This window comes from Citrobacter rodentium NBRC 105723 = DSM 16636 (genome assembly GCF_021278985.1).
Taxonomy (GTDB): domain Bacteria; phylum Pseudomonadota; class Gammaproteobacteria; order Enterobacterales; family Enterobacteriaceae; genus Citrobacter_A; species Citrobacter_A rodentium.
This window is the reverse complement of record NZ_CP082833.1, coordinates 4,427,760-4,449,452: the sequence shown is the minus strand read 5'-3', so window position 1 is coordinate 4,449,452 and position 21,693 is coordinate 4,427,760. Positions and strand designations below refer to the sequence as shown.

Sequence of the window (21,693 nt, the reverse complement as noted above, 5' to 3'; positions counted from 1 at the left end):
CAGACCAGACGGTTTAAATGAGACGCTTACGTTTGAAGTAGGAGCAATATTTTGTTTTATAAACCCTGGGGGCAGGATACCGCAAGTGACGTTCTTATTGATCTTGCCAGTAGTGAAGATGGTAAAGGTGATGCGCTGATCGCGGTAAAGCAGCCTTATTCCGATACCGTTGCAAGAACGCAGCATGATCTGAACACAGACTACGTTAACGTCAAAGATTGGGGTGCAAAGGGAGATGGCGTGACTGATGATACGGCGGCAATCGATGCAGCCTGCGCAGCGCTTACCGAATCAAGCTTTATCACCAATTTCCGGCGGCTTTACTTCCCTCACGGAACCTACATTTACAATGGCGCAGGGATAGTGCTACCTAACGGATCTTCTTTGATAGGTGAGGACCTTTTCACAACCATTGATGCTTCCGCCAACACAAACACAGGCTACCTGATCACCCTGACCGGATTCCGCTCCAGAGTCGACACTATTGCGCTTAAGGGAAACAAAGATAACCTAGGTATGAAGGGAATATCTAGTTACTACAATTCCGATAATGGGGGCGTCCTGAACTGCATCCTTGAGGACTTCCACTTCGGGCTGGATATCGATAAATGCTGGTACTCGGTATATCGAAATATCAGATTCCGACGAAGCTCATCTTCTGTAGTACTTACAGGGGCTCATATACGCCTCGGATTCAACCATCCATCAGAGGAGGTTAATAATCTTGAGTTTAGTAATGTATGGTGTGCTGAGCCTCAAAAACATTCTCTGGCAATATATTGTAGGATTCAGGCTATTAAATTCACAGGGGGATCACTCGAAACGATTGGTGAGGCGAGAGTCAAGTTCTATACCACAATAATCCCTTATGATGTTTTAATAGATAATTGCTATGTAGAAAACGATATTTCTACTGGTGGTGTATACCTAATCGAAGGGCAAAGCACCACTCAAAGTGTCACAGTTAAAGACTGCATGTTACGTCTAGGTAGCACTCCAGGAAGCCTTGGTAAAACATACAGTCTACTTCGACAGCGGTTGGTCCAATTCTCCAAGCGTCACATTAAATGCCAACAATACAAAAGCTTGGTTCCATCGTTACCGTGAGATAGCTGGCGGTTTTGCTGATGGTGCGGACTATGGTAGAACTGGATTGTGGGATGGTACTGCCATGCACAGCACAGCGCTGCATTTAGATCCTAGACCACAGTCTATAATAGACTGGAACTCTATAATTCCCTCCTATGTAAATTATAAGTCAAATACATCCACCTCCCCAGTACATGTATTTAAAGTATATGTCCCAGTTGGGCAAAATCCTCGGCAAATGATGCTTGAAATTTCTGCCTTAACTAAAAGCATTAGCGAGACATACATACAAGGATTAGAAAAATATATGATCGCTATAACTTTGCCTGAGTCTTCTGCAGCTGGAACACGGATTTATGTTGCAAAGATTCACTCATCAGCAAAAGATAATTCATCATTGCTTGCTGTCCCGTCATTTACAGTTACTTCAAATGGTTATGATAGTACTACAGATGCTTGTGAATATACGATTTCTTATAGAGTATCTAATGCCACAAGACTGGGTACAACAACATTTGTGATGAGTGGTGTTTTCACCTTAAATGGGTTATTTACCATCACTCCGAGATGGAAGATAAGAAGATTGTAAATATTTTCGCCCTCTTTTGAGGGCGACATTTTCAACAAACGTATCTAATTACTGGGATGCTCTTTAAAATATATGATATACATAAAGAAATAATGAACATGAACACGCAAACCAAAGGGAGGAAGTATGTCATTGAGTTGCCCCAACTAAGTTCCCACACTGTTTGTTTTAGTGGGATTAGTATGGCAGGGTGGATGCAATAAATAGCAAATGTATATCCGCTTATTTTATGTGAAATTTTATTTAAGTAAGTAAAATTTACCTTTGTGGACAATAATAGTAGAGAGCATGCTGCAATGAATGTATTCAGCGCGAAGTTATCAAGGAATGCCTGGCTAGGGCTTCCGATATAGTGGGAGTACCATTCATTCATGATCGCTGTGAATGCAATAGAAGAAATAAACATAACTGATAATACTATTTTGCTTCTTATTTTATCCTTTAAGTCGTAGACGTATTTACCGACAAACATATACCAGCTAAGAGTAACGATAGAGTCCATGTTGAATTTTGATTGAAGGCTTAACCCGGTTAATGACTTGATTACATTAAACTGAAAAAGCACAATTATAGTAATGAAGAAGAAAAGCCGCTGCTTGTCGCTCATGCCAAAGTATGCTAATGATATTATTGGTGTTATCAAATACATTCCTAGTAGGAAGTATAGATACCAAAGGTGATACATGGCCTGACCGGTTAATATTTTAATAAAGAAACCGGTAATGGTAGGGTTGTTATCATAGAATATGTAATAAAAAGCAGACCATGCCAGTAGTGCGGCAATAGCTTTAGGAAACTTTTTCTTGTAGAAAGTGGCTGGATCGATATCTTTTTTAACCAATAGAATTCCCGATATCATAATAAAAATTGGAACTGCGCACCTGGATAGGGAATTGTAAAAGTTAACCACCTCCCAGACCGGCTGAAACTTATAATTCCAGTATGCGGTAACATGTGTCATGACAACAAGGAAGCACGAAAGTGTTCTTGCAAGATCGATATCGTAACTACGCCCTGCCACAGTGCTCATTATACAATTATCCTTAACGTTAAAAATTTATGTAAATCAGTCTATTTGAAGAGGACCGAAGTTTAGCACCACAAAGACTATTGATCGACCTCCTCTATATGGTCGGGATTCCGACCACCCTAACGCTTTACCCTCACGGAAGTTTATACATTTCCCTCTGGGGTAAGGTATGAGGATGAACAACCTTTCAGATGCAGCGGCAGGGCTGTCGTATGGTACGTCTATTGGTAGCTTTGGTTATTGGTTGCTGCACTTCTCGATAAGGTGAGCCCGAGCCAGTGGGCTGCCATTGGGGTTCTCGGCAGCTTCTTGTTGAGCTTGTTGACCTACCTGACAAATCTGTATTTCAAAATCAAAGATGATCGCTGGAAAGAGGCTCGTGACAATGGCTACCAGCAAAACTAAGCTCAGTGCTGCTGTTCTGGCCCTAGTCTTATCAGGCGCCTCCGCCCCGGTGATACTCGATCAGTTCCTGAACGAGAAAGAGGGTAACAGCTTCCCTGCGCACAAAGACGGCGGTGGGATCTGGACGATTTGTCGCGGCGCTACGATGGTTGATGATAAGCTGGTGGTGCAAGGCATGAAGCTGACGCAAGCTAAATGTGACCGGGTAAACGCCATCGAACGGGATAAGGCACTGGCGTGGGTTAACCTGAATATCAAGGTGCCGCTGACCGAACCGCAGAAAGCAGGTATTGCTTCATTCTGCCCGTACAACATCGGCCCCGGTAAATGTTTCCCCTCAACGTTCTTCAAGCGCATCAATGCCGGTGACCGCAAAGGGGCTTGTGAAGCGATCCGCTGGTGGATTAAAGACGGTGGCCGCGACTGTCGGCTGACAAAAGGCCAGAAGAATGGCTGCTATGGTCAGGTTGAGTGTCGGGATCAGGAAAGCGCGCTTGCGTGCTGGGGGATAGACCAGTGACCATTAAATCGAAGCTGTTAGCGCAGGCCGTTCTGCTTGGGATGTTTGCCGGCGCATACTATGCCGGTTACCAGAAAGGCTGGTACGCCCACAGCGACAAGATTAACAGCGAACATGCAGCGAAGAACAAAAAGGCTGAGAAAGCCGTTGCCACCGGCGAGCAAAAAGCGGCAACGGCCAGCGCAGAAGGAAAGGTGATTTACCGGACGATTTACCGAGACGTGGTGAAATATGTTAACGACCCGAATCATACTAAGTGCGATTTTGACGATCACGCTGTGCAGCCGCGTCAGCGCGCCCTCGACGCGGCCAACTCCATCCGCGGATTTGATGCAGGAACCGTGCAGTGGAGCGAGAAAAGCAGGAAATGACAGCGACGAAGACCTGCAGGCAGACATTGAAACTGCTGAATGTCTGCGCCAATTGCGGCTGGATAAGTACCGTTGGTAGGTGTGGTATAAAGCGATGGAATAGCATAAAAGTAGAAGAATATAGATACTAAATTACATGTAGATTTTTGATTTATATACTGCGTTAATTTTTACTATATTCTTCTTAATGTATCTATTTTACTGATATTTATAATTATTTTATCGTACTTGAAAACCGGCGACCCGAAAGGGTTCCAGAGTTCGAATCTCTGCGCTTCCGCCAGATTAAACAAGGGGCTAGCAATCAGCTAGCCCCTTTGTTTTGAGGCAAAGAATACTCTCAAAGAATTTCCTGTCCCTCCATTTGCATAAAAATTCACTTATTCCCCAATAACCGGTCGATCCAACGTCGGGCTGATTTGTACCTTTCTGTCATAAATAAGCACCTGGCTTTCCGTTTTGTGACCGCTGAAAAGCTGCTTATCCCTGCTACTGCCCTCAAAATCTGAAATAGCTTTTGCCTTAATATCGTGAAACGTGTAATCCAGTTGTCGGCCCAGCTCGCTTTGTGCAGCCCGAACAGCTTTTAGCCAACGATTATTGAACGTCTTACGGATGAACTGTCCATGATCGTTGTTGTAAAGCACCAGCGCGTCAGGTGACAGCTTCGGACATTCTTTCTGTGCCGTTATTCAAATCATTTTCACGCCAGCCAACAGATTTTTGGCCGGGCTGAACCGGTCCGGGAAATGTTGGATCGTTAACGGGGCGATTTGGGATTCATTCAGTCGTAAATGGTGGAGCGTGCGATACCGAGGGGAGCTATATCTGTGAGGCATGGCTGAGTGCGACTGGTCTGTTCGGGTATCCTGAATACTGAACGCTGGTTGCCTTCAACAGCACGCCGCACATTCTGGAAAAGCTTAGTGTTGGAAGAAGGAAAAAGTTAAAATACGAATAAAATATTGGTTGCCTGAAGATAATTTAGGCGTTTTCTTTACACCAATATTTATGGTAATAGTTGTTGAATAACAAGAGGAGAGTGCAATGTTTTTTTATGATATTATGCCTGGCCGTGTGAAAGAGAAGTTGGAAACTAAAATTTATAATCCCAATGAAACAATATTATTTGCAGGGCGGGAGAATAACTACATTTATTTCTTGATGGAGGGCACAGCTGAGGCGTATATTCAAAGCCCTCACGGAACATTTGCTACTCTGCATTTGTATGAAAAAGGAAGTTTTTTCGGTGAAATAGAACCATTCTACGATGGAAGGAAACCCGTTGAGATTACAGCCGTTACATCATGTATTGCCAAACGACTTTATAAAACAGACTTTCTGTCATGGTTACAATCTGATTTTGAGGCTACTAAATTTTTAATTAAGGAATTAGCAAATAAATTGATAATAAACGCTGAATTGGTAGAACATTTACTAAGCCTTACCGTGAAAGAAAGACTTTTGAGAAGTATTCTGATACATTCTCGACGAGGCACTTTGCAAAATCTCACAAAAGCAAATTTATCAAAGGAAATTAACACACCCATTCGCAGTTTGAACAGGGCTATCAGCACTTGTGAGAACGAGGGGATAGTTTCATATAGTAACAACACGTTTTTGATTAAGGATATGACACAACTCCAAAAAAGTGTGCCATATTTATAAGGGTGGGTCAATTGACCTTGATGGGGTTTCTCACTTTTACTATGCTGAAAAAAAAGGAGAGATCTTCATGGATAAAATTTGCAAAAGAATATTAGAAAAAATAGAAATACAGGACTTTTTCGACAGAATAAGTCCTTTGAATACAGCAGACTTCAATTCTGTTTTATTGAAACTCTTTTTACTAAGAACAGCGAAATCCTCACCACAAAAAGTTCTGCATACATTCAGGGAAAACCGCTTTGTTGCTCCGGGCAGCTTTGACCCGATTAAACTGCTCCAGTTAGAACTGGAACTATTATCAATGACATCAAAAGCCGGAATTACAAACAAATTATTGTCCCCGGTTGCACCGATTGGTAGTTGTAGTGTGTTTGGCTGTGTAAACCAAAACAATGTATTAAGTGCGGTACGGAATGTTGAGGTGCTTTCCGACCCGTCTAATATTCTGGCAATCATGCTTGCCAATGATATATTGAACAACCAAATTGACCATACCCGCTGTACACATTATGCGACGACGACACGCGTAGTCAGAGGTCAGAAGTGGGAAGGCGAAAATTCATATGCACATTTTGGGATTTTTTGCATTGTATCCACCGCAAAGGATAAGGGTTCTTATCTGTGTGAAAAGGAGCTGTTAAAGCACCATCTTCAATTCTATGATAATTTAGTACAGAGAAGATACCATCGTAAAATGACGATTGTGCTAAGACGGCGAACTGGATATACAGCCTATGAGGACTTTTTTGAAGAAATGTACTCTGTTATAAAAGAGGTGTTTCCTGGTACTCCTGTTTCTGTTGATCTAAAAAGTGAGAATAACAACTACTACAAAGGAATCAATTTTAAGATTTATGTGCAAAAAGATAACGAGCAAATTGAAATTGGCGATGGTGGTTTTGTTGACTGGATTAGCAAAATGACAAGGAGTAAGAAAAATCGGTGTTTAATAAGTGGTCTTGGTTTGGAAAGGTTGTTATTGCTTTAGGAGGAAATTTATGGAATTAAAAGAATGGTCTTTAGACTATGTTCACGATCTGGTGCGCCATGCCAATAATCAGAACATTGCCCGAAATTTGAGAAATATCTTTCCCTACCCCTATACGGAAGAAGATGCTGTGCGCTTTATTGAATTTTGCCAAACGCAAGATTTACAGAAAACTCGCAACCTTGCAATCGTCATTGACGGTCAAGCGGTGGGCGGTATCGGTATTACAGTAGGCTCTGATATTTATGAGAAAAGCGCAGAACTTGGATACTGGCTTGGAGAAGATTACTGGGGAAAAGGGGTCATGACAAAAGCGGTAAAACAGATGGTGCAGCTTTCATTCCAAAATTGCAATATCATCCGATTATATGCAATCGTCTTTTCTCATAATCTGGGTTCATGCAGGCTTCTTGAAAAAAACGGTTTTGAATTAGAGGGCGTGTTAAAAAAGGCCGCATATAAGAACGGTCACCTCTATGACAGCAAACTATATGCTTTGCTGCGGGAGTAATAGACGTGTGTTACTCTTAATCATGATAACGAGAAATAAAAAATCGTTGTTTGGCAAGAACAAGTGTCTATGCGACAAAACAATTTATATTAGCCTTATGGCGGTTTTGAAACATCAAGTTTTTTTCGGTCTTGAAAACCGCGACCCGAAAGGGTTCCAGAGTTCGAATCTCTGCGCTTCCGCCGGATTGAACAAGGGTTTACCGAAAGGTAACCCTTTTGTTTTAGGGGCGAGGAATAAAAAAGAATATCCTGTTCCTTCATTTGCATAAAAATTCATTTTTCCCCAATAATCGGTCGATCCAACGTCGGGCTGATTTGTACCTTTCTGTCGTAGATAAGCACCTGGCTTTCCGTTTTGTGACCGCTGAAAAGCCGTTTATCCCTGCTACTGCCCTCAAAACCTGAAATCGTTTTTGCCTTAATATGGTGAAACGTGTAATCCAGTTGTCGGTCCCGCTCGCTTTGTGCAGCCCGAACAGCTTTTGGCCGGTGATTATTGAACGTCTTACGGATGAACTGTCCGCGCTCGGTCATTGGCTGGTCAATGTCATCGCGGATGACAGCTCCCTTACGTAACCAAAAATTCAATAGACACACAATTTAAATGGTTATTCAATACCACCTTCCGGCCCATACCAGTTAGCAAAAAGTGCTGTCTGAGAAATAATTACGGATTGCATGGGATGTGTAAAATTCTTATTTACAAGGATAAATATCCTGGTTTATGTGAGGGTGTTCTGGATATGTATGAGATAAAAAAGGCGGGAGAATAAGTAAGACTGAGAATTTATGTACCAGAATAATTCCGGTGAGCGACGGGTGATTTTTGGGGGCCATCCTGGCATATTGACTGTTTTTTTACGCAATGCAAAACTACACCTGAAGAAAATTTAGCGTGGCTAATATAAAGAATCAGGGGGGCGGACCTGTATTCGAAGATACTTGCAGGAACCAGTCTGGAAGGGGTGTAAAATACTCTCTGATTAACCCTGAAACTGTACTCATATCAGGGCCAGTCAGACAACATAAAATGTTTTCTTTATGTTAATTTATTTTAAATGTAGTGTCAGGATTCGTTGGTTATACCTATAATTATCAACATCTTATAATGTTGGGTGAGAGGCGGTGGGTAATTGTAAATCTGCCTGTTCTTTATTTATTTGTCCTGGTCAGCCGTTAACGGGAAGAGTAAATAAACCACCTTAATTACTGTCAGTAATTGCTTTATTAATAATGCCATTCAGAAAATATTACTGAAGGGATTGATGTTTTCTGTCGTTCTGCAAAAGGGGCTTTGTAGCTATATTTTTATTTACTTTAAAACAAGCAAATAAACCAGGCAGATTTAAATAATTAACGAGTATGTAACATGAATAAAATTCCTATCAACCTGCAGGTCAGTCCGGTTCTGGTGAAGGCATATTTACCGGAATTCGCGGCTACGCAGGTCAGTTTCACCAGGAAAGTAAACGAATTATCCGTAGCTGGTATGGACGTCCTGTCGTCTCTGTGTGAATACACAGAAAGAACTCAGATACATGTGAAAGTCAGACAGTCCGTACGTGTACGGCGTAAGAGGTGACAACAATGAACAAAATCTATCGTATTATCTGGAATAGAGTATTAAACGTATTTCAGGTTTGCTCCGAACTGGTGAGTGGAAAACGCCTTGTGACCTCCGTAACCCGGACTATTCCTGCCAGTACCCTTTCGCAGAGTAAACTCATACCTCATCCCTCCCGAATAAAGCGACTTTCTCTGACGGTTTTGCTTGCACTGCCAGGTATTGCCTCTGCAGATTTGACTGTGAACACAAGTCTATTAATAACTCAGGATAATTCCATCATTGATGCGGGTACTGTCTATGTTGGCAGCATCACCGGTGGCACGGGTATTCTCAACATCAGCGATGGCGGAACTGTCACTGGCAGTGCAGCTGTACTTGGACAATCAGCGGGAAGTTCGGGAACTGTTGATGTCAGCGATGGAGGACAATGGAATGTTGGGAGCGTACTGTACGCTGGGGGGGGCTGGTATGGGTAATATCAATATTCATGCCGGAGGTGTGGTCACCGTGGGGGGGGCCATCCTGGGGAATGGAGTTAACAGTAAGAGTTCAGCTAATGTAAATGGTACTGGCAGCATTCTCACTGCGGACTCCATAAAGGTGGGGGGGAATGGGCAAGGCGCACTTACCATTACTGATGGCGGCGTGGTGAATACGGATACCGGCGTAATAGGTAATGCGGCAGGCAGTACCGGTATCGTGACAGTCGACGGTGCGGGCTCGCAGTGGAATCTGACCGGCAGACTGACCACGGGTGTGGCCGGTAACGGGACGATGATCCTGACCAACAATGCCGTTGTGACCAGCCGTGGCGGCATCGTAGGCAATGCGGCAGACAGTACCGGTACGGTGGATGTCAGCTCGGGGGGCCTGTGGAATTTAGTCAACGCCGCGGGTACCAGACAGGATTTTAATATCGGTTACTACGGTACGGGAATCGTTAACATCGCCTCGGCAGGTGTATTGACCGCGGGCACGACTACCCTCGGCAGTTTTGCTTCAGGCACGGGTACGGTTGATGTTACCGGAACAGGTTCCGCAATGAATACCGGCGCACTGCGGGTGGGTGATTATGGCCGTGGCACGCTGAATATCCGGAACGAGGCACAGGTCAACAGTATTGCCGACAGTATGATTGGCCGCTCTCCAGATGGCCAGGGGACCGTCAATGTGAATTCCGGCGGAAGCTGGATGATTACTGACGCCACCGGTGCTAAGAAAAATCTGCAGGTGGGGGCGTCGGGGATCGGTATCCTGAATATACAGGCGGGAGGGCAAGTGGTCGCCGGGGTAACCTCGCTGGGCAATATGAACACCAGTGCGGGTACGATCAATATCAGCGGGGCCGGTTCGTCAATGACCGCGACCTCAATGATCGTGGGAAGTGCGAATACGGGCGTACTCTATCTGAGCGATGCGGGTACTCTGGCTTTAGATGGCGATATGACGATCGCCCAGGCTACGGGCAGTAAAGGTACCGTTAACATTGGTGCGGAACACGGTCAGAGCGCTGCAGATGCTGGCTTTATCACTGGCGCTGGCAAGGTCGTCTTTGGCGCCGGTACAGGGACACTGGTCTTCAACCACACTGTCTCTGATCTTTCTACCGCAGGCGGCTATCAGTTCTCACCGGTGATTTCAGGAGAAGGTACACTAATCCAGGATGCCGGGCATACTGTGCTGAGTGGCGATAACATCTTCAGTGGTTCGACGCTGATTAATGGTGGCATCCTCACCACCAACAAGATGCCAGGCATCAACCGTTCCGGCCTGGGTTCCAGCGCCGTGACCATCGACACCGCAGGCACGCTGGAAATTAAAGGTGCCACGAATGGCAGTACTGGTAATTTCACTCTCAGGAATGCGCTGAGTGGAACCGGCCTGATAAGTGTGGATCTGACCACAGCAGAGGACGTCTTTGCTTTTGCGCCTTCAGTCGGTAGCGCTTTTGCCGGAACGGTCGATCTGAAGAACAGCACTTTTGCCCTTTCCGGGACCAACACCTCAGCATTAACGCAAGCCACGTTGGTTACCAGTACAGGTAATACCACCACCGTGGGTAACGGCGAACAGACCATCGGCGGTCTCACCTTCGCCGGCGGTCGTGTGGCCTTTAATGCCACCGTCCCACACGATACGGTGGCCACCAGTTATGTGAAGACGAACCATCTTGATGCCTCAGGCAGCGGTACGGTCCAGGTGAACATCCCGGCAACGTACGTTCCGGGTCATGCGACGGACACCACTTCGTCCCTGATGACCCAGGATGACGCCAACATTGGTCTGGAGTTGGTCAGTGCCACGACGGTCACTGGCAGCGGGGCTAACCTGGCACTTGTGGACCAGACCGGCAGTACCATCACAGCTGCGAAGCAGGTTGATATTTCCCATAGTGCGGATACGGTGGCGAAAGGCACCTATGATTACCGCCTGAGTACTGCACCCGGTGACGGCCTGTATGTCAACTACGGCTTGACGGAGCTGGAGTTGCTGGCGAACCAGACTCTGACCCTTGAAGGAACGCCGGGTGCCACCGGCGCGGCGGCAGACCAGTCTGCCCGCATCACCGGCAGCGGCAATCTCGCCATCAGCACCACCGGTAGTGACGTGCTGTCGCTGTCCAGCAGCAACGATTACACCGGTGACACCACGGTGCTGAGCGGTACCCTGCGGACCGACGCCGACGGTGCGCTGGGCAATACGGCAATGCTGGCGATTCACAGTGTCGCGAAAGCGGACCTCAACGGCACTGTGCAGGTGGCCGGTATGCTGGCAGGCGATGAAGACTCCGTGCTGGATGTTAACGGCGGCTCGCTGAGCCTGGCCAGTGGCGGGTACAGCGACGGCATCCTGACCGGCGGCGGCTCGCTGAACGTGGTCGGCGGTGTGCTGACCATTAACGGCGCTAACAGCGGCTTCAGCGCCACCACTGACATCAGCAGCGGTGCGGAAGTGGTCATCAGAAATGTGCAGGGCGCAGGCAGCGGCGATATCTTCGATGAAGGCACCCTGACACTGGACGGCGCGACCGGCACTCTGGCAAATAACATCAGCGGTACCGGTCATGTTGACGCGACGAACATCACGGACGCCATCGTTGCCGGTGACAACAGCGGCTTCAGCGGTCTGTTTAACATCGACGACGGCAGCAGCCTGACGGTGAGTGAACAGTACCACCTCGGCACCGCGACGGTGAACGATGAGGGTCTGCTGACCGTGAACACCGACAGTGACTGGACGCTCAGCAACAGCGTCAACGGCGGCGGCGACCTGACCAAATCCGGGACAGGTACCCTGACCCTGACCGCAGACGCTGTGGCGTACACCGGTATCACGGATATCACCGCCGGTACGCTGGCGCTGGCTGCAGCCACGCCAGTGGATATGGCAAGTGAACAGGTTAATGTTCATGATGGCGCCTTCTTCACCGGTTACGGCAGCACCGCCGGGGATGTCGACGTCATGCAGGGCGGTACGATGCAGATGACCGACTTCCTGGTGGGCGGCAACCTGACTAACAGCGGTTCTGTCCTGCTGGCCCGCGAAGACGGGACACCGGGCAACACCCTGACGGTGAACGGCAACTACAGCGGGAACAACGGCCTGCTGGCCTTCAATACCGAACTGGGCGGCGACGACTCACCGACGGACAAAATGACTGTTCACGGTGACACCGCCGGCAACACCCGGGTTGAGGTGAATAACGTGGGCGGCATCGGTGCACAGACGGTAAACGGTATCGAACTGGTACAGGTGGATGGAAACTCAGCCGGTAACTTTGCGTTAACGAAGGGTACCGTGGAAGCCGGAGCCTATGTCTATACCCTGGCGAAAGGTGCCGGGGCAGCAGCGAAGAACTGGTACCTGACCAGTAAATGGAATGGTGCGGCCCCCGTGCAGAACGCGCCTGAAGCGCCGGTAGTCGACCCGGCCGCCCCGGACGCCCTGCGCCCGGAAGCAGGCAGCTATATCAGCAACATCGCGGCAGCCAACACGCTGTTTAACCACCGCCTGCACGACCGACTCGGTGAACCGCAGTACACCGATGCACTGCACAACGGTGAGGATAACGTCACCAGCATGTGGATGCGCCACGTCGGCGGTCACGAACGTTCTTCTGCCGGTGACGGCCAACTGAAATCCCGGAGCAACCGCTATGTGCTTCAACTGGGTGGCGATATCGCCCGGTGGAGTACCGACGGTCTCGACCGCTGGCATGTGGGCGTAATGGGCGGCTATGCCAATGAGCACAGCAATACCCGTAGCAACCGCGCTGGCTATGGTTCTGAAGGTCGCGTCAGCGGTTACAGCGCCGGTCTGTACGGCACCTGGTACCAGAACGATATGGACAAAACCGGCATGTATGTGGACAGCTGGGTGCAGTACAACTGGTTCGACAACAGCGTGACCGCCGACAGACGTGAGCGCGATGAGTATAAATCCAAAGGGTTGACCGCCTCGCTGGAAGCTGGTTACACCATTAAAGCCGGTGAGTTCTGGGGCAGCCAGGGCACGCTGAACGCCTGGTATATCCAGCCGCAGGCGCAGGTCACCTGGATGGGGGTGAAGGCTAACGCGCATACCCGGCACGACGGTACCCGCATCGAAACGCAGGGCGACGGCAACATCCAGACCCGTCTCGGGGTGAGAACGTACCTGAACAGTCACCACAAAATGGATGACGGTAAACAGCGTGAGTTCCAGCCGTTCGTGGAGGTGAACTGGATACATAATACGGAAGCCTTTGGCGTGAAAATGGACGATACCAAAGTCAGCCGTGATGGCGCCCGCAACCTCGGCGAAATCCGTACCGGTGTGGAAGGCAAGCTGAACGACCGCCTGAGTGTCTGGGGTAATGTGGGTGTGCAGGTGGGAGACAACGGCTACAGCGATACCCAGGGGATGTTGGGGGTGAAATACAGTTGGTAATGACAGACCTGTAATAAAAGGGGCCGGAATATCCGGCTCCTTATTTGTCTATAGAAAACCCCCAGCCAGGCTGGGGGTTCAGTAAAGCTTTCAGCTTTGGGCCAGTTATTAAAACCCCTTTTGATTTGTTAAAACACCTTGCGGTCTGGCAACTACAAGTGTCAAACAAGAATCAAAAGGGGGACCCAATGGGGGACGAAAAGAGCTTAGCGCACACCCGATGGAACTGTAAATTGCTGGTGGCGACCACTCTAATCTGTTTTGCACCTGTTTTATTCTGTTCAATGTAGATCCCTTTAACCTCTGGCATTCTGTAGCCGTGCCGCGGGCCTGGATTAACATTTTTCTCCTGTTTTATGTATTATTGCTGCGGTTCAATTCTTAACAATAAAAAATAACCAGCAGAACAACCGGTAATAGCTTAACCGCAATGTCAACTATTGGCAAAATTAAAGTAACATTCCGTAAATCTGGATACTGTTTATTGCTCGTAGACGAGGGTTTATATATTATGATATAATATAGCAGAGAAAGCACGTAGCTTATTAAGCTACACAGTGATGTAAATAAATTTTCGGGAGACTATTCCAGTGGGACGTAAATGGGCCAATATTGTTGGTAAAAAAACGGCTAAAGACGGTGCAACGTCTAAAATATATGCAAAGTTTGGTGTGGAAATCTATGCTGCAGCTAAACAAGGTGAACCGGACCCGGAATTAAACTCATCTTTAAAATTCGTTATTGAACGTGCAAAACAAGCACAGGTTCCAAAACACGTTATTGATAAAGCCATTGATAAAGCCAAAGGTGGCGGCGATGAAACGTTCCTGCAAGGGCGTTATGAAGGCTTTGGACCCGGAGGTTCAATGGTTATCGCTGAAACGTTGACTTCCAATGTTAACCGTACGATTGCCAATGTCCGCACCATTTTCAATAAAAAAGGTGGGAATATCGGGGCGGCAGGTTCTGTCAGCTATATGTTTGACAATACTGGCGTAATTGTATTTAAAGGAACGGACCCTGACCATATTTTTGAAATTTTGCTGGAAGCTGAAGTTGATGTTCGTGATGTAACTGAAGACGAAGGAAATATCGTTATTTATACTGAATCTACAGACCTTCACAAAGGAATTGCAGCGCTAAAAGCAGCCGGGATTACTGAGTTCTCAACAACAGAATTAGAAATGATTGCACAATCAGAAGTTGAACTTTCACCAGAAGATTTAGAAATCTTTGAAGGGCTTGTTGATGCCCTTGAAGATGACGACGATGTTCAAAAAGTATACCATAACGTTGCAAATCTCTGATTATAAATTTAAGAAATCTGTCTTTATGGCAGATTTTTTAATCTTATAAAATTGTTATAAAAAAGTACCTGTTACCAGGCGAATATCCTTCGGGGAAATTGAAACTAGTTTCATTATTTGTAATTTTTAAAGATATTCATTTCTGAATGATGTCTCTGATTGCATTTATATCGTTTTTATATTAGCGTTTTCCGGCGGCATCCACTCTTCTGATACCGCCGGCAGGCGAGGATTATTTCTCCTTCTGTATTTCTTTAATTTCCTCTCGCAATTCTTTGACTTCATCCGCCGTTACCGCTGGCGCATTATTGCCCCAGCTGCTGCGCACAAACGTCAGTAAATCGGCTACCTGTTTATCATCCAGCCGCCAGGCGAAATCCGGCATCATCAGCCCGGTTGGCTCATTTTGGGTAATCGCCATTTGGCTGCCACGCAGCACCACGCTGATTAACGATGAAGGATCGTCGCTTAACACCGCGGAGTTATGCGCCAGCGCCGGGAAGGTTTTTGCATATCCCTGACCATCAATACGGTGACAGGCTGAGCAGTTATCCATATATTCCTGCGCGCCGGGTTTCTTCATATCGCCTTTTATCAACGCCAGTGACGTTTCCGTATCGGCTTTTGGCGCCACAGCCTGCGGATCGGAGGATTTTAGCGACTTCAGATAGACCGCTATCGCCTCGAGGTCGTCAGGGCTCAGATACTGCGTACTGTGCGCCACAACGTCGCTCATGGAGCCAAAAGCGGCGCTTTTATCCGTGCGACCGGTCCTGAGGAATTGCGCAATCTCCTGCGCTGACCAGCGTCCCAGCCCGTTTTTCACGTTGCCGGTAAGATCCGGCGCGTGCCAGCCCTCCAGCGTTCCGCCGGTCAGATATGCGTCATCGTTCTGATCCAGCGCTTTTTCCTGAAAACCGATCCCACGCGGCGTATGGCACGTTCCGCAGTGCGCCAGCCCCTGCACCAGATAAGCGCCACGGTTCCACTGCGCGCTCTGTGAAGCGTCTGGCTTAAAGGCCGCATCATCATGAAACACCCAATTCCAGACAGCCAGCGGCCAGCGCATATTGAGCGGCCAGGGAATATCGCTGTCGCGGTTTTGCTGTTTTACCGCTGGCACCTGGTGCATAAAAAAGTCATACAGAATATGCAGATCCCGATCGTTGATTTTGGCATAGGAGGGATACGGCATCGCGGGATAGAGATTGCGACCATCCTTCGCCACCCCTTCGCGCACCGCTTTGGCAAAATCGTCATAGCTATAGTTGCCGATACCTGTCTCTTTATCTGGCGTTATGTTGGTTGAGTAGATTGCGCCTATCGGCGTGCTCATTTTAAGCCCGCCCGCATAGGACTGGCCCCCCAGTGCGGTGTGGCAGGCGATGCAGTCGCCTGCGGCGGCCAGCTGTTTCCCCTCATTGAGATTCTGGCTGGTTGTTCCGGCCTGGACGGCGGCAGCCAGCAGCGCCAGCGGCAGGATAGAGAGCCGGGCTTTCCATTTAATCGTCATCTTAATCTCCCCTTATGCCTGCACCAACGGACCTGGATTTGCCAGATACTGTGTACGAATCGCATGTGCGGCAAACAGCGCTGTCGCACCGACAATCCCCGTCGGGTTATAGGCCAGGTTTTGCGGGAAGCAGCAGGCGCCCAGCACAAAAAGATTGGGCACATCCCAGCTCTGCATATATTTATTCACCACGCTGGTTTTGGGATTGTCTCCCATCACTGCGCCGCCGGTGGTATGGGTCGACTGATATGGCCGCACGTCATAATGCGCGTCCATCCTTTTAAAACCCACTTCGTAATGGGGCGGGTTGATTGTCCGGACGATCTCTTCTGCCTTTGTACCGATGAAGTGGGTCATTTTGAGTAATGGCTGGCCGTGCAAATCTTTATAGGTGGGGTCGAGATCCAGATAGCACTGTTTGTACGGCATCACAGAACCCGATGATCCGACGCTCATTGTATGCAGGTAGCTCTCTTTAATGGCTTTCTTCCAGCCGCTTCCCCACTTTGGCGCATCTTTTGGCAGAGGCATTTGCTGGATTGGTCGTCCGCCGGTAATCGTGGCGGATATCGTCGCACCGCCGACAAATCCCAGCTCGCTGTGATCAAAGTTCTCCGCATTAAAATCATCAATAAACATCCCGGTCGTGCCGGTTGCTGCGAAGGGATTGAAGTTATGATCTTCGTTGAAGAACAGAGAGATACCGCCGTTCATCTGATAGGCGTAATTACGTCCCACCACACCTTCGCCGGTTACCGGATCGTAAGGCTTGCCGATTTTCGACAGCAGCAGCAGCCGGACGTTGTGTAACTGGAACGCGCTTAACACCACCAGACTGGCCGGCTGTTCCACCTCCTGCCCGTTAGCATCAATGTAGGTAACGCCCGTCGCCTTCGTTCCTGTCGAATCGGTATTGACCCGCAGAACATGTGATTCGGTACGCAGTTCAAAGTTGCTGTGCTGTTTTAGCGCCGGGAGGACGCAGGCTTGCGGAGAGGCTTTGGAGTAGTTAAAACAGCCGAAACGTTCGCAAAACCCGCAGTAGTTACACACTCCGAGCTGGACGCCATAAGGGTTCGTGTAGGGTTCGCTACAGTTTGCCGCAGGTACCGGGAAAGGGTGGTAGCCCAGCTCTTTCGCCGCCTTGCTAAACAGTATTCCGGAATATTGCTGCTTGAGCGCTTTTGTGGGATAGGGATTCTGACGTTCGGCTTCAAAAGGGTTGCCTCCCTCCAGAATTTGGCCTTTTACGTTGCCCGCCTGGCCGGCAGTACCGCAAATCTTCTCGTATTTATCAAAAAAAGGCTCCATCTCCTGATACGTGAACGGATAATCCTGCACCGTCATATCGGGCGGAATAAAATTCGCGCCATATTTTTCGATGACCGTACTGCGCATTTTCAGGTCGGCTTCCAGCGGTCGCCAGAGCATACCGTTCCAGTGCACGCCCGCTCCGCCTACGCCGTCTCCGGGTAAGAAGGAACCAAATCGGCGATAGGGTAAAGCGGTATCCGATGGGGTATGGCGTATGGTTACCGTCTCTTTCGCCGCATTCTGAAACAGCTTCAGCCGTATACCGTAGGTCAGTTCATCCGCGATACGGGGATAGGCAAAGTCAGGGTAGGTGTCACGCGCTTCACCGCGTTCAAGCGCGAGGATCTTCAGTCCGCTATCCACCAGCTCCATTGCCATCAGCGACCCGGTCCAGCCAAAGCCCACAATGACCACGTCAACAGGATCTTTTTTAATCGCCATGCTTATACGCTCCTCTTCCCTGAAATGCTTACCGGTCCCAGCGAATAGGGTTTTCCGGGATTATCCATAACCTGCTGATAGTCGGCGCGCGCGCCGGGAAAACCGATCAGTTTCCACGATGCCATCGTCTGATTACCGCCATGCTGCGGATCGGCCAGATAGCCTTCCCGGGTGTTTTCCAGCATCTGGACGAAGAAGACGTTTCCAGGGACGTTTTCAAAGTTCAGCGCTCCGCTCTCCAGTTGGCGCAGTATCTCTTCCTGCTGCGGATGGGTTAGCTCAGCGAAGTTTTTCTGGTATTTATCCTGGCACCACTGATTAACCGCCTTAATCCCACGCCGCCAGGTTTCACGCGGCACCAGATGAGACTGATAGCCCAGCTCCGGCGCCGCATCAGCAAATGGCCCCTGCATATACCACAAATGCCCGTAGCCATAGGGGAGTTCCATCTGCTTATCAATAAATACCGGAACGCCTTCGCTTACCGCGCCCGGACCATACTCATCCGCCGGGATCAGCCGATCGGTCGCCGCCAGAACAAACATCCACTCTTCATTATTAAAAAACCGGGGGACGTAATGGGCCGATACGCCTTCAGAAGATGCTGGCGCTGCAAAAGTGCTCCGGGTAAGCAGGCTGCTGCCCATTGCGGTCAGCGGGATGATCGCCAGCGTTTGCTGTAAAAAACGCCGTCTTGAGGGGACGCCCTCATTTTCGTTATTGCTCATAAAACATTCCTGTTTTGCTACATTAATATGTAAAACCAATTAATTCTTATCTGGCTAATAGTTTCTATATTTGTCAGTTAAAGTAAAAATAAGCGTGTTTTTTTGTTAATACAAGTGGTGAAATTGTTGTTTTTTTTGCGGCGAGAAGGAACGTTACGGGTAATGCTTATCGGTGATACGCATTTAATTTATTGATAATTACCAATAAATTATTCACCGTATCAATTGAATTATAGATGATGGAAATGTTAAAAAAGTTAAAATAAATTGATGTAGATCATAAGAACAGGCGTATGTCCATGACGAGGTCAAGGCCGCGCAGAGATTCCGAATCCGGTGTTGTAAATTTCTCAATCAGTCCTATAGTCCTGAGAGTTTCTTTGTTTACAGGACTTACAGATGCGTTTTAATGGATTGACGAAAGGGTTCTTCCTTTTTCTGCTGGTGGTTGTGACATGGGCCTTTTTCGACGTGTTGTCGCCATACTTTTCCGCCATCCTCTGGGCGGCCATCCTGACGGTTATCTTTTATCCGGTTAAAAATAAGCTGCGCACCGCGCTTGGCGATCGCAACGGGCTGGCTTCGCTGTTGACGCTTGGCATCATTTGCCTGATCGTTTTCATCCCCTTAGCGCTTATCCTCTCCTCGCTGGCCTTTGAACTGAACGTGGTGTACGTCAAGCTGCAAAATAACAACGCCCAGTTCCCGGAGGTGATAGCGAGTTTATTTGCCCATATGCCGGACTGGGCGCGTGAATTTCTGGCCGATCACAATCTCGACAGCGCCGCGGAGATCCAGCAAAAGCTTTCCGAAGTGGCCTTAAAGGGCGGGCAATATCTGGCGGGCAGCGCCTTTTTAATTGGTAAAGGTACCTTTGGCTTCGCCATCAGCTTCGGCGTGATGCTTTACCTGCTGTTCTTCCTGCTGAAGGACGGCCCGTTCCTCGTGCGTCAGATCCTTGACTCCTTGCCCCTGTCAAACTTTGTCAAGCAGCACCTGTTCGCCAAATTCGCGGGCGTCTCCCGCGCAACGGTAAAAGGGACCGTTGTGGTGGCCATCGTACAAGGGACGCTGGGCGGGATAGCATTCTATATAGCGGGTATAGAAGGCAGTATCCTGTGGGGGGCGCTGATGGCCTTCCTGTCGCTTATTCCGGCGGTGGGGTCTGCCATCGTCTGGGGGCCAGCAGCAATCTTTCTCTTTTCGACGCAGCAGCTGTGGCAGGGCTTCTTCATCGTCGGCTTCTTTGTGGTCGTTGTCGGGCTGGTCGATAACATCCTGCGCCCAATCCTGGTCGGTAAAGATACCAAAATGCCGGATTACCTGATCCTGATTACCACGCTGGGCGGCATGGAGATCTACGGTATTAACGGTTTTGTCATTGGTCCGCTGGTCGCAGCGCTGTTTATCGCCTGCTGGAATATCCTTTCCGGACGCGATCACGAAGGCAACGCAGAGGAACTGGATAAAGAGTTTATTGAGGACGGCATTACCGACGACAGGTCGAAGTAAACGTAGCGTGCCGGATGAAGCAGCTCTCATCCGGCCAGCCGTCAGTGGCCAATCATGCTGGCCTCCGGGATCAGACGAAAGTAGAGATGCTCCGGCACCGGGCTGTCCCAGACGCCCATAAGCATCGCCAATGCTACGCTGGCGAACAGGATTCCGCACACCAGCAGCGTCATCGCGATCCCGGAGAGCCCTCCGTGATGTTTGAGGTTATCTCCCTTCGGCGTATGTAAGGAAAAACTTAACGTCGAGGCGACGGGGCAGGATTCCACGCAGGTCATGCAGCCGGTGCATTCGACGGTGCGCACCTGTATCAGTTTATCTACCGGAATACGTGACGGGCAGTTTTTGGCGCATTTGCCGCAGTCGATACAGCTTTGCGCATTGCGGCGAATTTTAAACGGCGAGAGCAGGGACAGCAGCCCCAGCAGCGCGCCGTAAGGACATAAATAGCGACACCAGGCGTTGCGTACAAACAGGCTGAGCAACACCAGCAGCGCGACGCTGAGCAGCGTTATCGTGCCGATATGGCGAAAAAAGCCGAGCATTTTGACATCAATAATGATGCCGTAGGCGGACATCAGGAAATACTGAATCCCCTGCGCGGGCATCGACAATGATATTGAGAGAAAAAAGATCAGCAGCAAATATTTCACGCCGCGCAAGGGAATATCCAGAAAGCGGGGGAGGCTGAAGTTACGGCCAGACAGCCGTTTGCCGAGATCGGCGATAAGTTCCGATAACGTACCGATCGGGCACAGCCACGAACAAAAGGCTTTTTTCAGCAGCACGCTGGTCAGCATAAAGGCCGCCAGCAGCAGCATGGCAGCGGCGTGGATCGGCGGCAGTGCGCCGGTTTCCAGGGTATAGCGCAGATTCATCAGGCCAGCGACAGGCAGCCAGCCTTCAATCCCGCCGGGGCGGGGCAGATACAGGCTCGTACCGCCGGTTTCGTAATAACGCACCCAGTAATAAAAGGTTACGCCAATATAGAGATTGATCGCCAGCAGCAAGAGCTGCGTCGCTCTGCGCCAGCTGGAGGCATTGCGCCAGTCATTCCACGGGCGTTTACCCCCCGTCGTTCCCGGACGGCGCTGCCAGCGCGTTCGTTTTTGTTCGCTCATCGCCTGTGGATTTCCATAAAGAGGCATTTTAAATGCCACTATCCTACGGTTATCCCTCCGCGCCAGCGTTGATTTATATCATTGGCTG

The 21,693-nt window shown here is 48.9% G+C and carries 16 protein-coding genes and 3 pseudogenes; 12 read left to right on the top strand and 7 right to left on the bottom strand.

Features of this window, described 5'->3' with window-relative positions; genetic code table 11:
- Nucleotides 1-51 precede the first annotated feature (51 nt).
- Together K7R23_RS21230 and K7R23_RS21225 are read left to right on the top strand one after the other, a co-directional pair.
- Nucleotides 52-1,107, top strand: coding sequence for a glycosyl hydrolase family 28-related protein (locus K7R23_RS21230; protein WP_012905356.1), 1,056 nt, complete (start codon nt 52-54; stop codon nt 1,105-1,107).
- Nucleotides 1,108-1,153: 46 nt separating this feature from the next.
- Nucleotides 1,154-1,678, top strand: a complete 525-nt coding sequence (locus K7R23_RS21225) for a hypothetical protein (protein WP_232796089.1) — start codon at nt 1,154-1,156, stop codon at nt 1,676-1,678.
- Nucleotides 1,679-1,709: 31 nt separating this feature from the next.
- Here the strand turns inward: K7R23_RS21225 and K7R23_RS21220 are convergent, their stop codons facing one another.
- A complete protein-coding gene (locus tag K7R23_RS21220) occupies nt 1,710-2,708 on the bottom strand; it encodes an acyltransferase (RefSeq protein ID WP_012905358.1) in 999 nt (332 codons plus the stop codon).
- 175 nt (nt 2,709-2,883) lie between these two features.
- Here K7R23_RS21220 and K7R23_RS21215 point away from each other — a divergent pair.
- The 3 genes and pseudogenes from K7R23_RS21215 (at nt 2,884) to K7R23_RS21205 (ending at nt 4,004) form a co-directional block, all read left to right on the top strand.
- Nucleotides 2,884-3,113 (top strand): annotated as a pseudogene (locus tag K7R23_RS21215) (class II holin family protein).
- Nucleotides 3,094-3,633 carry a lysozyme gene (locus K7R23_RS21210; RefSeq protein ID WP_012905359.1) on the top strand — a complete coding sequence of 180 codons (540 nt, stop codon included), beginning with the start codon at nt 3,094-3,096 and terminating at the stop codon, nt 3,631-3,633. Before K7R23_RS21215 ends, K7R23_RS21210 begins: the two are co-directional and overlap by 20 nt.
- Nucleotides 3,630-4,004, top strand: a complete 375-nt coding sequence (locus K7R23_RS21205; protein WP_012905360.1) for a hypothetical protein — start codon at nt 3,630-3,632, stop codon at nt 4,002-4,004. Before K7R23_RS21210 ends, K7R23_RS21205 begins: the two co-directional genes overlap by 4 nt.
- 380 nt (nt 4,005-4,384) lie before the next feature.
- On the opposite strand, the pseudogene K7R23_RS21200 reads toward K7R23_RS21205, so the two are convergent.
- Nucleotides 4,385-4,642: pseudogene (locus tag K7R23_RS21200) on the bottom strand (site-specific integrase); the annotation flags it as partial.
- Nucleotides 4,643-5,051: 409 nt separating this feature from the next.
- Here K7R23_RS21200 and K7R23_RS21190 point away from each other — a divergent pair.
- The 3 genes from K7R23_RS21190 to K7R23_RS21180 all read left to right on the top strand — a co-directional run bounded on the left by K7R23_RS21190 (nt 5,052) and on the right by K7R23_RS21180 (nt 7,171).
- The gene (locus tag K7R23_RS21190) at nt 5,052-5,672 is read left to right on the top strand and encodes a Crp/Fnr family transcriptional regulator (protein WP_012905362.1); all 621 of its coding nucleotides are present in this window, start codon (nt 5,052-5,054) and stop codon (nt 5,670-5,672) included.
- Nucleotides 5,673-5,739: 67 nt separating this feature from the next.
- Complete coding sequence (locus tag K7R23_RS21185; protein ID WP_012905363.1) at nt 5,740-6,660, top strand: hypothetical protein; 921 nt, start codon at nt 5,740-5,742, stop codon at nt 6,658-6,660.
- Between the two features lie 10 nt (nt 6,661-6,670).
- Nucleotides 6,671-7,171 carry a GNAT family N-acetyltransferase gene (locus K7R23_RS21180; protein WP_012905364.1) on the top strand — a complete coding sequence of 167 codons (501 nt, stop codon included), beginning with the start codon at nt 6,671-6,673 and terminating at the stop codon, nt 7,169-7,171.
- Nucleotides 7,172-7,446: 275 nt separating this feature from the next.
- Here K7R23_RS21180 and K7R23_RS21175 read toward each other — a convergent pair.
- Nucleotides 7,447-7,701 (bottom strand): annotated as a pseudogene (locus K7R23_RS21175) (site-specific integrase); the annotation flags it as partial.
- Between the two features lie 1,059 nt (nt 7,702-8,760).
- Here K7R23_RS21175 and K7R23_RS21170 point away from each other — a divergent pair.
- The 3 genes from K7R23_RS21170 to K7R23_RS21160 all read left to right on the top strand — a co-directional run bounded on the left by K7R23_RS21170 (nt 8,761) and on the right by K7R23_RS21160 (nt 14,976).
- Nucleotides 8,761-9,216, top strand: coding sequence for an ESPR-type extended signal peptide-containing protein (locus K7R23_RS21170; RefSeq protein WP_231851605.1), 456 nt, complete (start codon nt 8,761-8,763; stop codon nt 9,214-9,216).
- Complete coding sequence (locus K7R23_RS21165) at nt 9,149-13,669, top strand: autotransporter outer membrane beta-barrel domain-containing protein (RefSeq protein WP_369345816.1); 4,521 nt, start codon at nt 9,149-9,151, stop codon at nt 13,667-13,669. Before K7R23_RS21170 ends, K7R23_RS21165 begins: the two co-directional genes overlap by 68 nt.
- A gap of 590 nt (nt 13,670-14,259) precedes the next feature.
- Nucleotides 14,260-14,976, top strand: a complete 717-nt coding sequence (locus K7R23_RS21160; protein ID WP_012905368.1) for a YebC/PmpR family DNA-binding transcriptional regulator — start codon at nt 14,260-14,262, stop codon at nt 14,974-14,976.
- Between the two features lie 232 nt (nt 14,977-15,208).
- On the opposite strand, the gene K7R23_RS21155 is transcribed toward K7R23_RS21160, so the two are convergent.
- The 3 genes from K7R23_RS21155 to K7R23_RS21145 are packed head-to-tail and all read right to left on the bottom strand — an operon-like array spanning nt 15,209 to nt 18,972.
- Nucleotides 15,209-16,489 carry a c-type cytochrome gene (locus K7R23_RS21155; protein ID WP_012905369.1) on the bottom strand — a complete coding sequence of 427 codons (1,281 nt, stop codon included), beginning with the start codon at nt 16,487-16,489 and terminating at the stop codon, nt 15,209-15,211.
- A 12-nt stretch (nt 16,490-16,501) separates the two neighbouring features.
- Nucleotides 16,502-18,244 (bottom strand): GMC family oxidoreductase, encoded by a 1,743-nt coding sequence (locus tag K7R23_RS21150; RefSeq protein ID WP_012905370.1) that lies wholly within the window; start codon nt 18,242-18,244, stop codon nt 16,502-16,504.
- Between the two features lie 2 nt (nt 18,245-18,246).
- On the bottom strand, nt 18,247-18,972 hold the full coding sequence (locus K7R23_RS21145; protein WP_012905371.1) for a gluconate 2-dehydrogenase subunit 3 family protein: 726 nt from the start codon (nt 18,970-18,972) through the stop codon (nt 18,247-18,249).
- A gap of 399 nt (nt 18,973-19,371) precedes the next feature.
- Between K7R23_RS21145 and K7R23_RS21140 the strand changes: the two genes are divergently transcribed.
- A complete protein-coding gene (locus K7R23_RS21140; RefSeq protein ID WP_012905372.1) occupies nt 19,372-20,484 on the top strand; it encodes an AI-2E family transporter in 1,113 nt (370 codons plus the stop codon).
- Between the two features lie 41 nt (nt 20,485-20,525).
- Here the strand turns inward: K7R23_RS21140 and K7R23_RS21135 are convergent, their stop codons facing one another.
- Entirely contained in the window at nt 20,526-21,605 is a 1,080-nt protein-coding gene (locus tag K7R23_RS21135; RefSeq protein WP_012905373.1) for a 4Fe-4S binding protein, read from the bottom strand.
- Nucleotides 21,606-21,693: the final 88 nt, after the last annotated feature.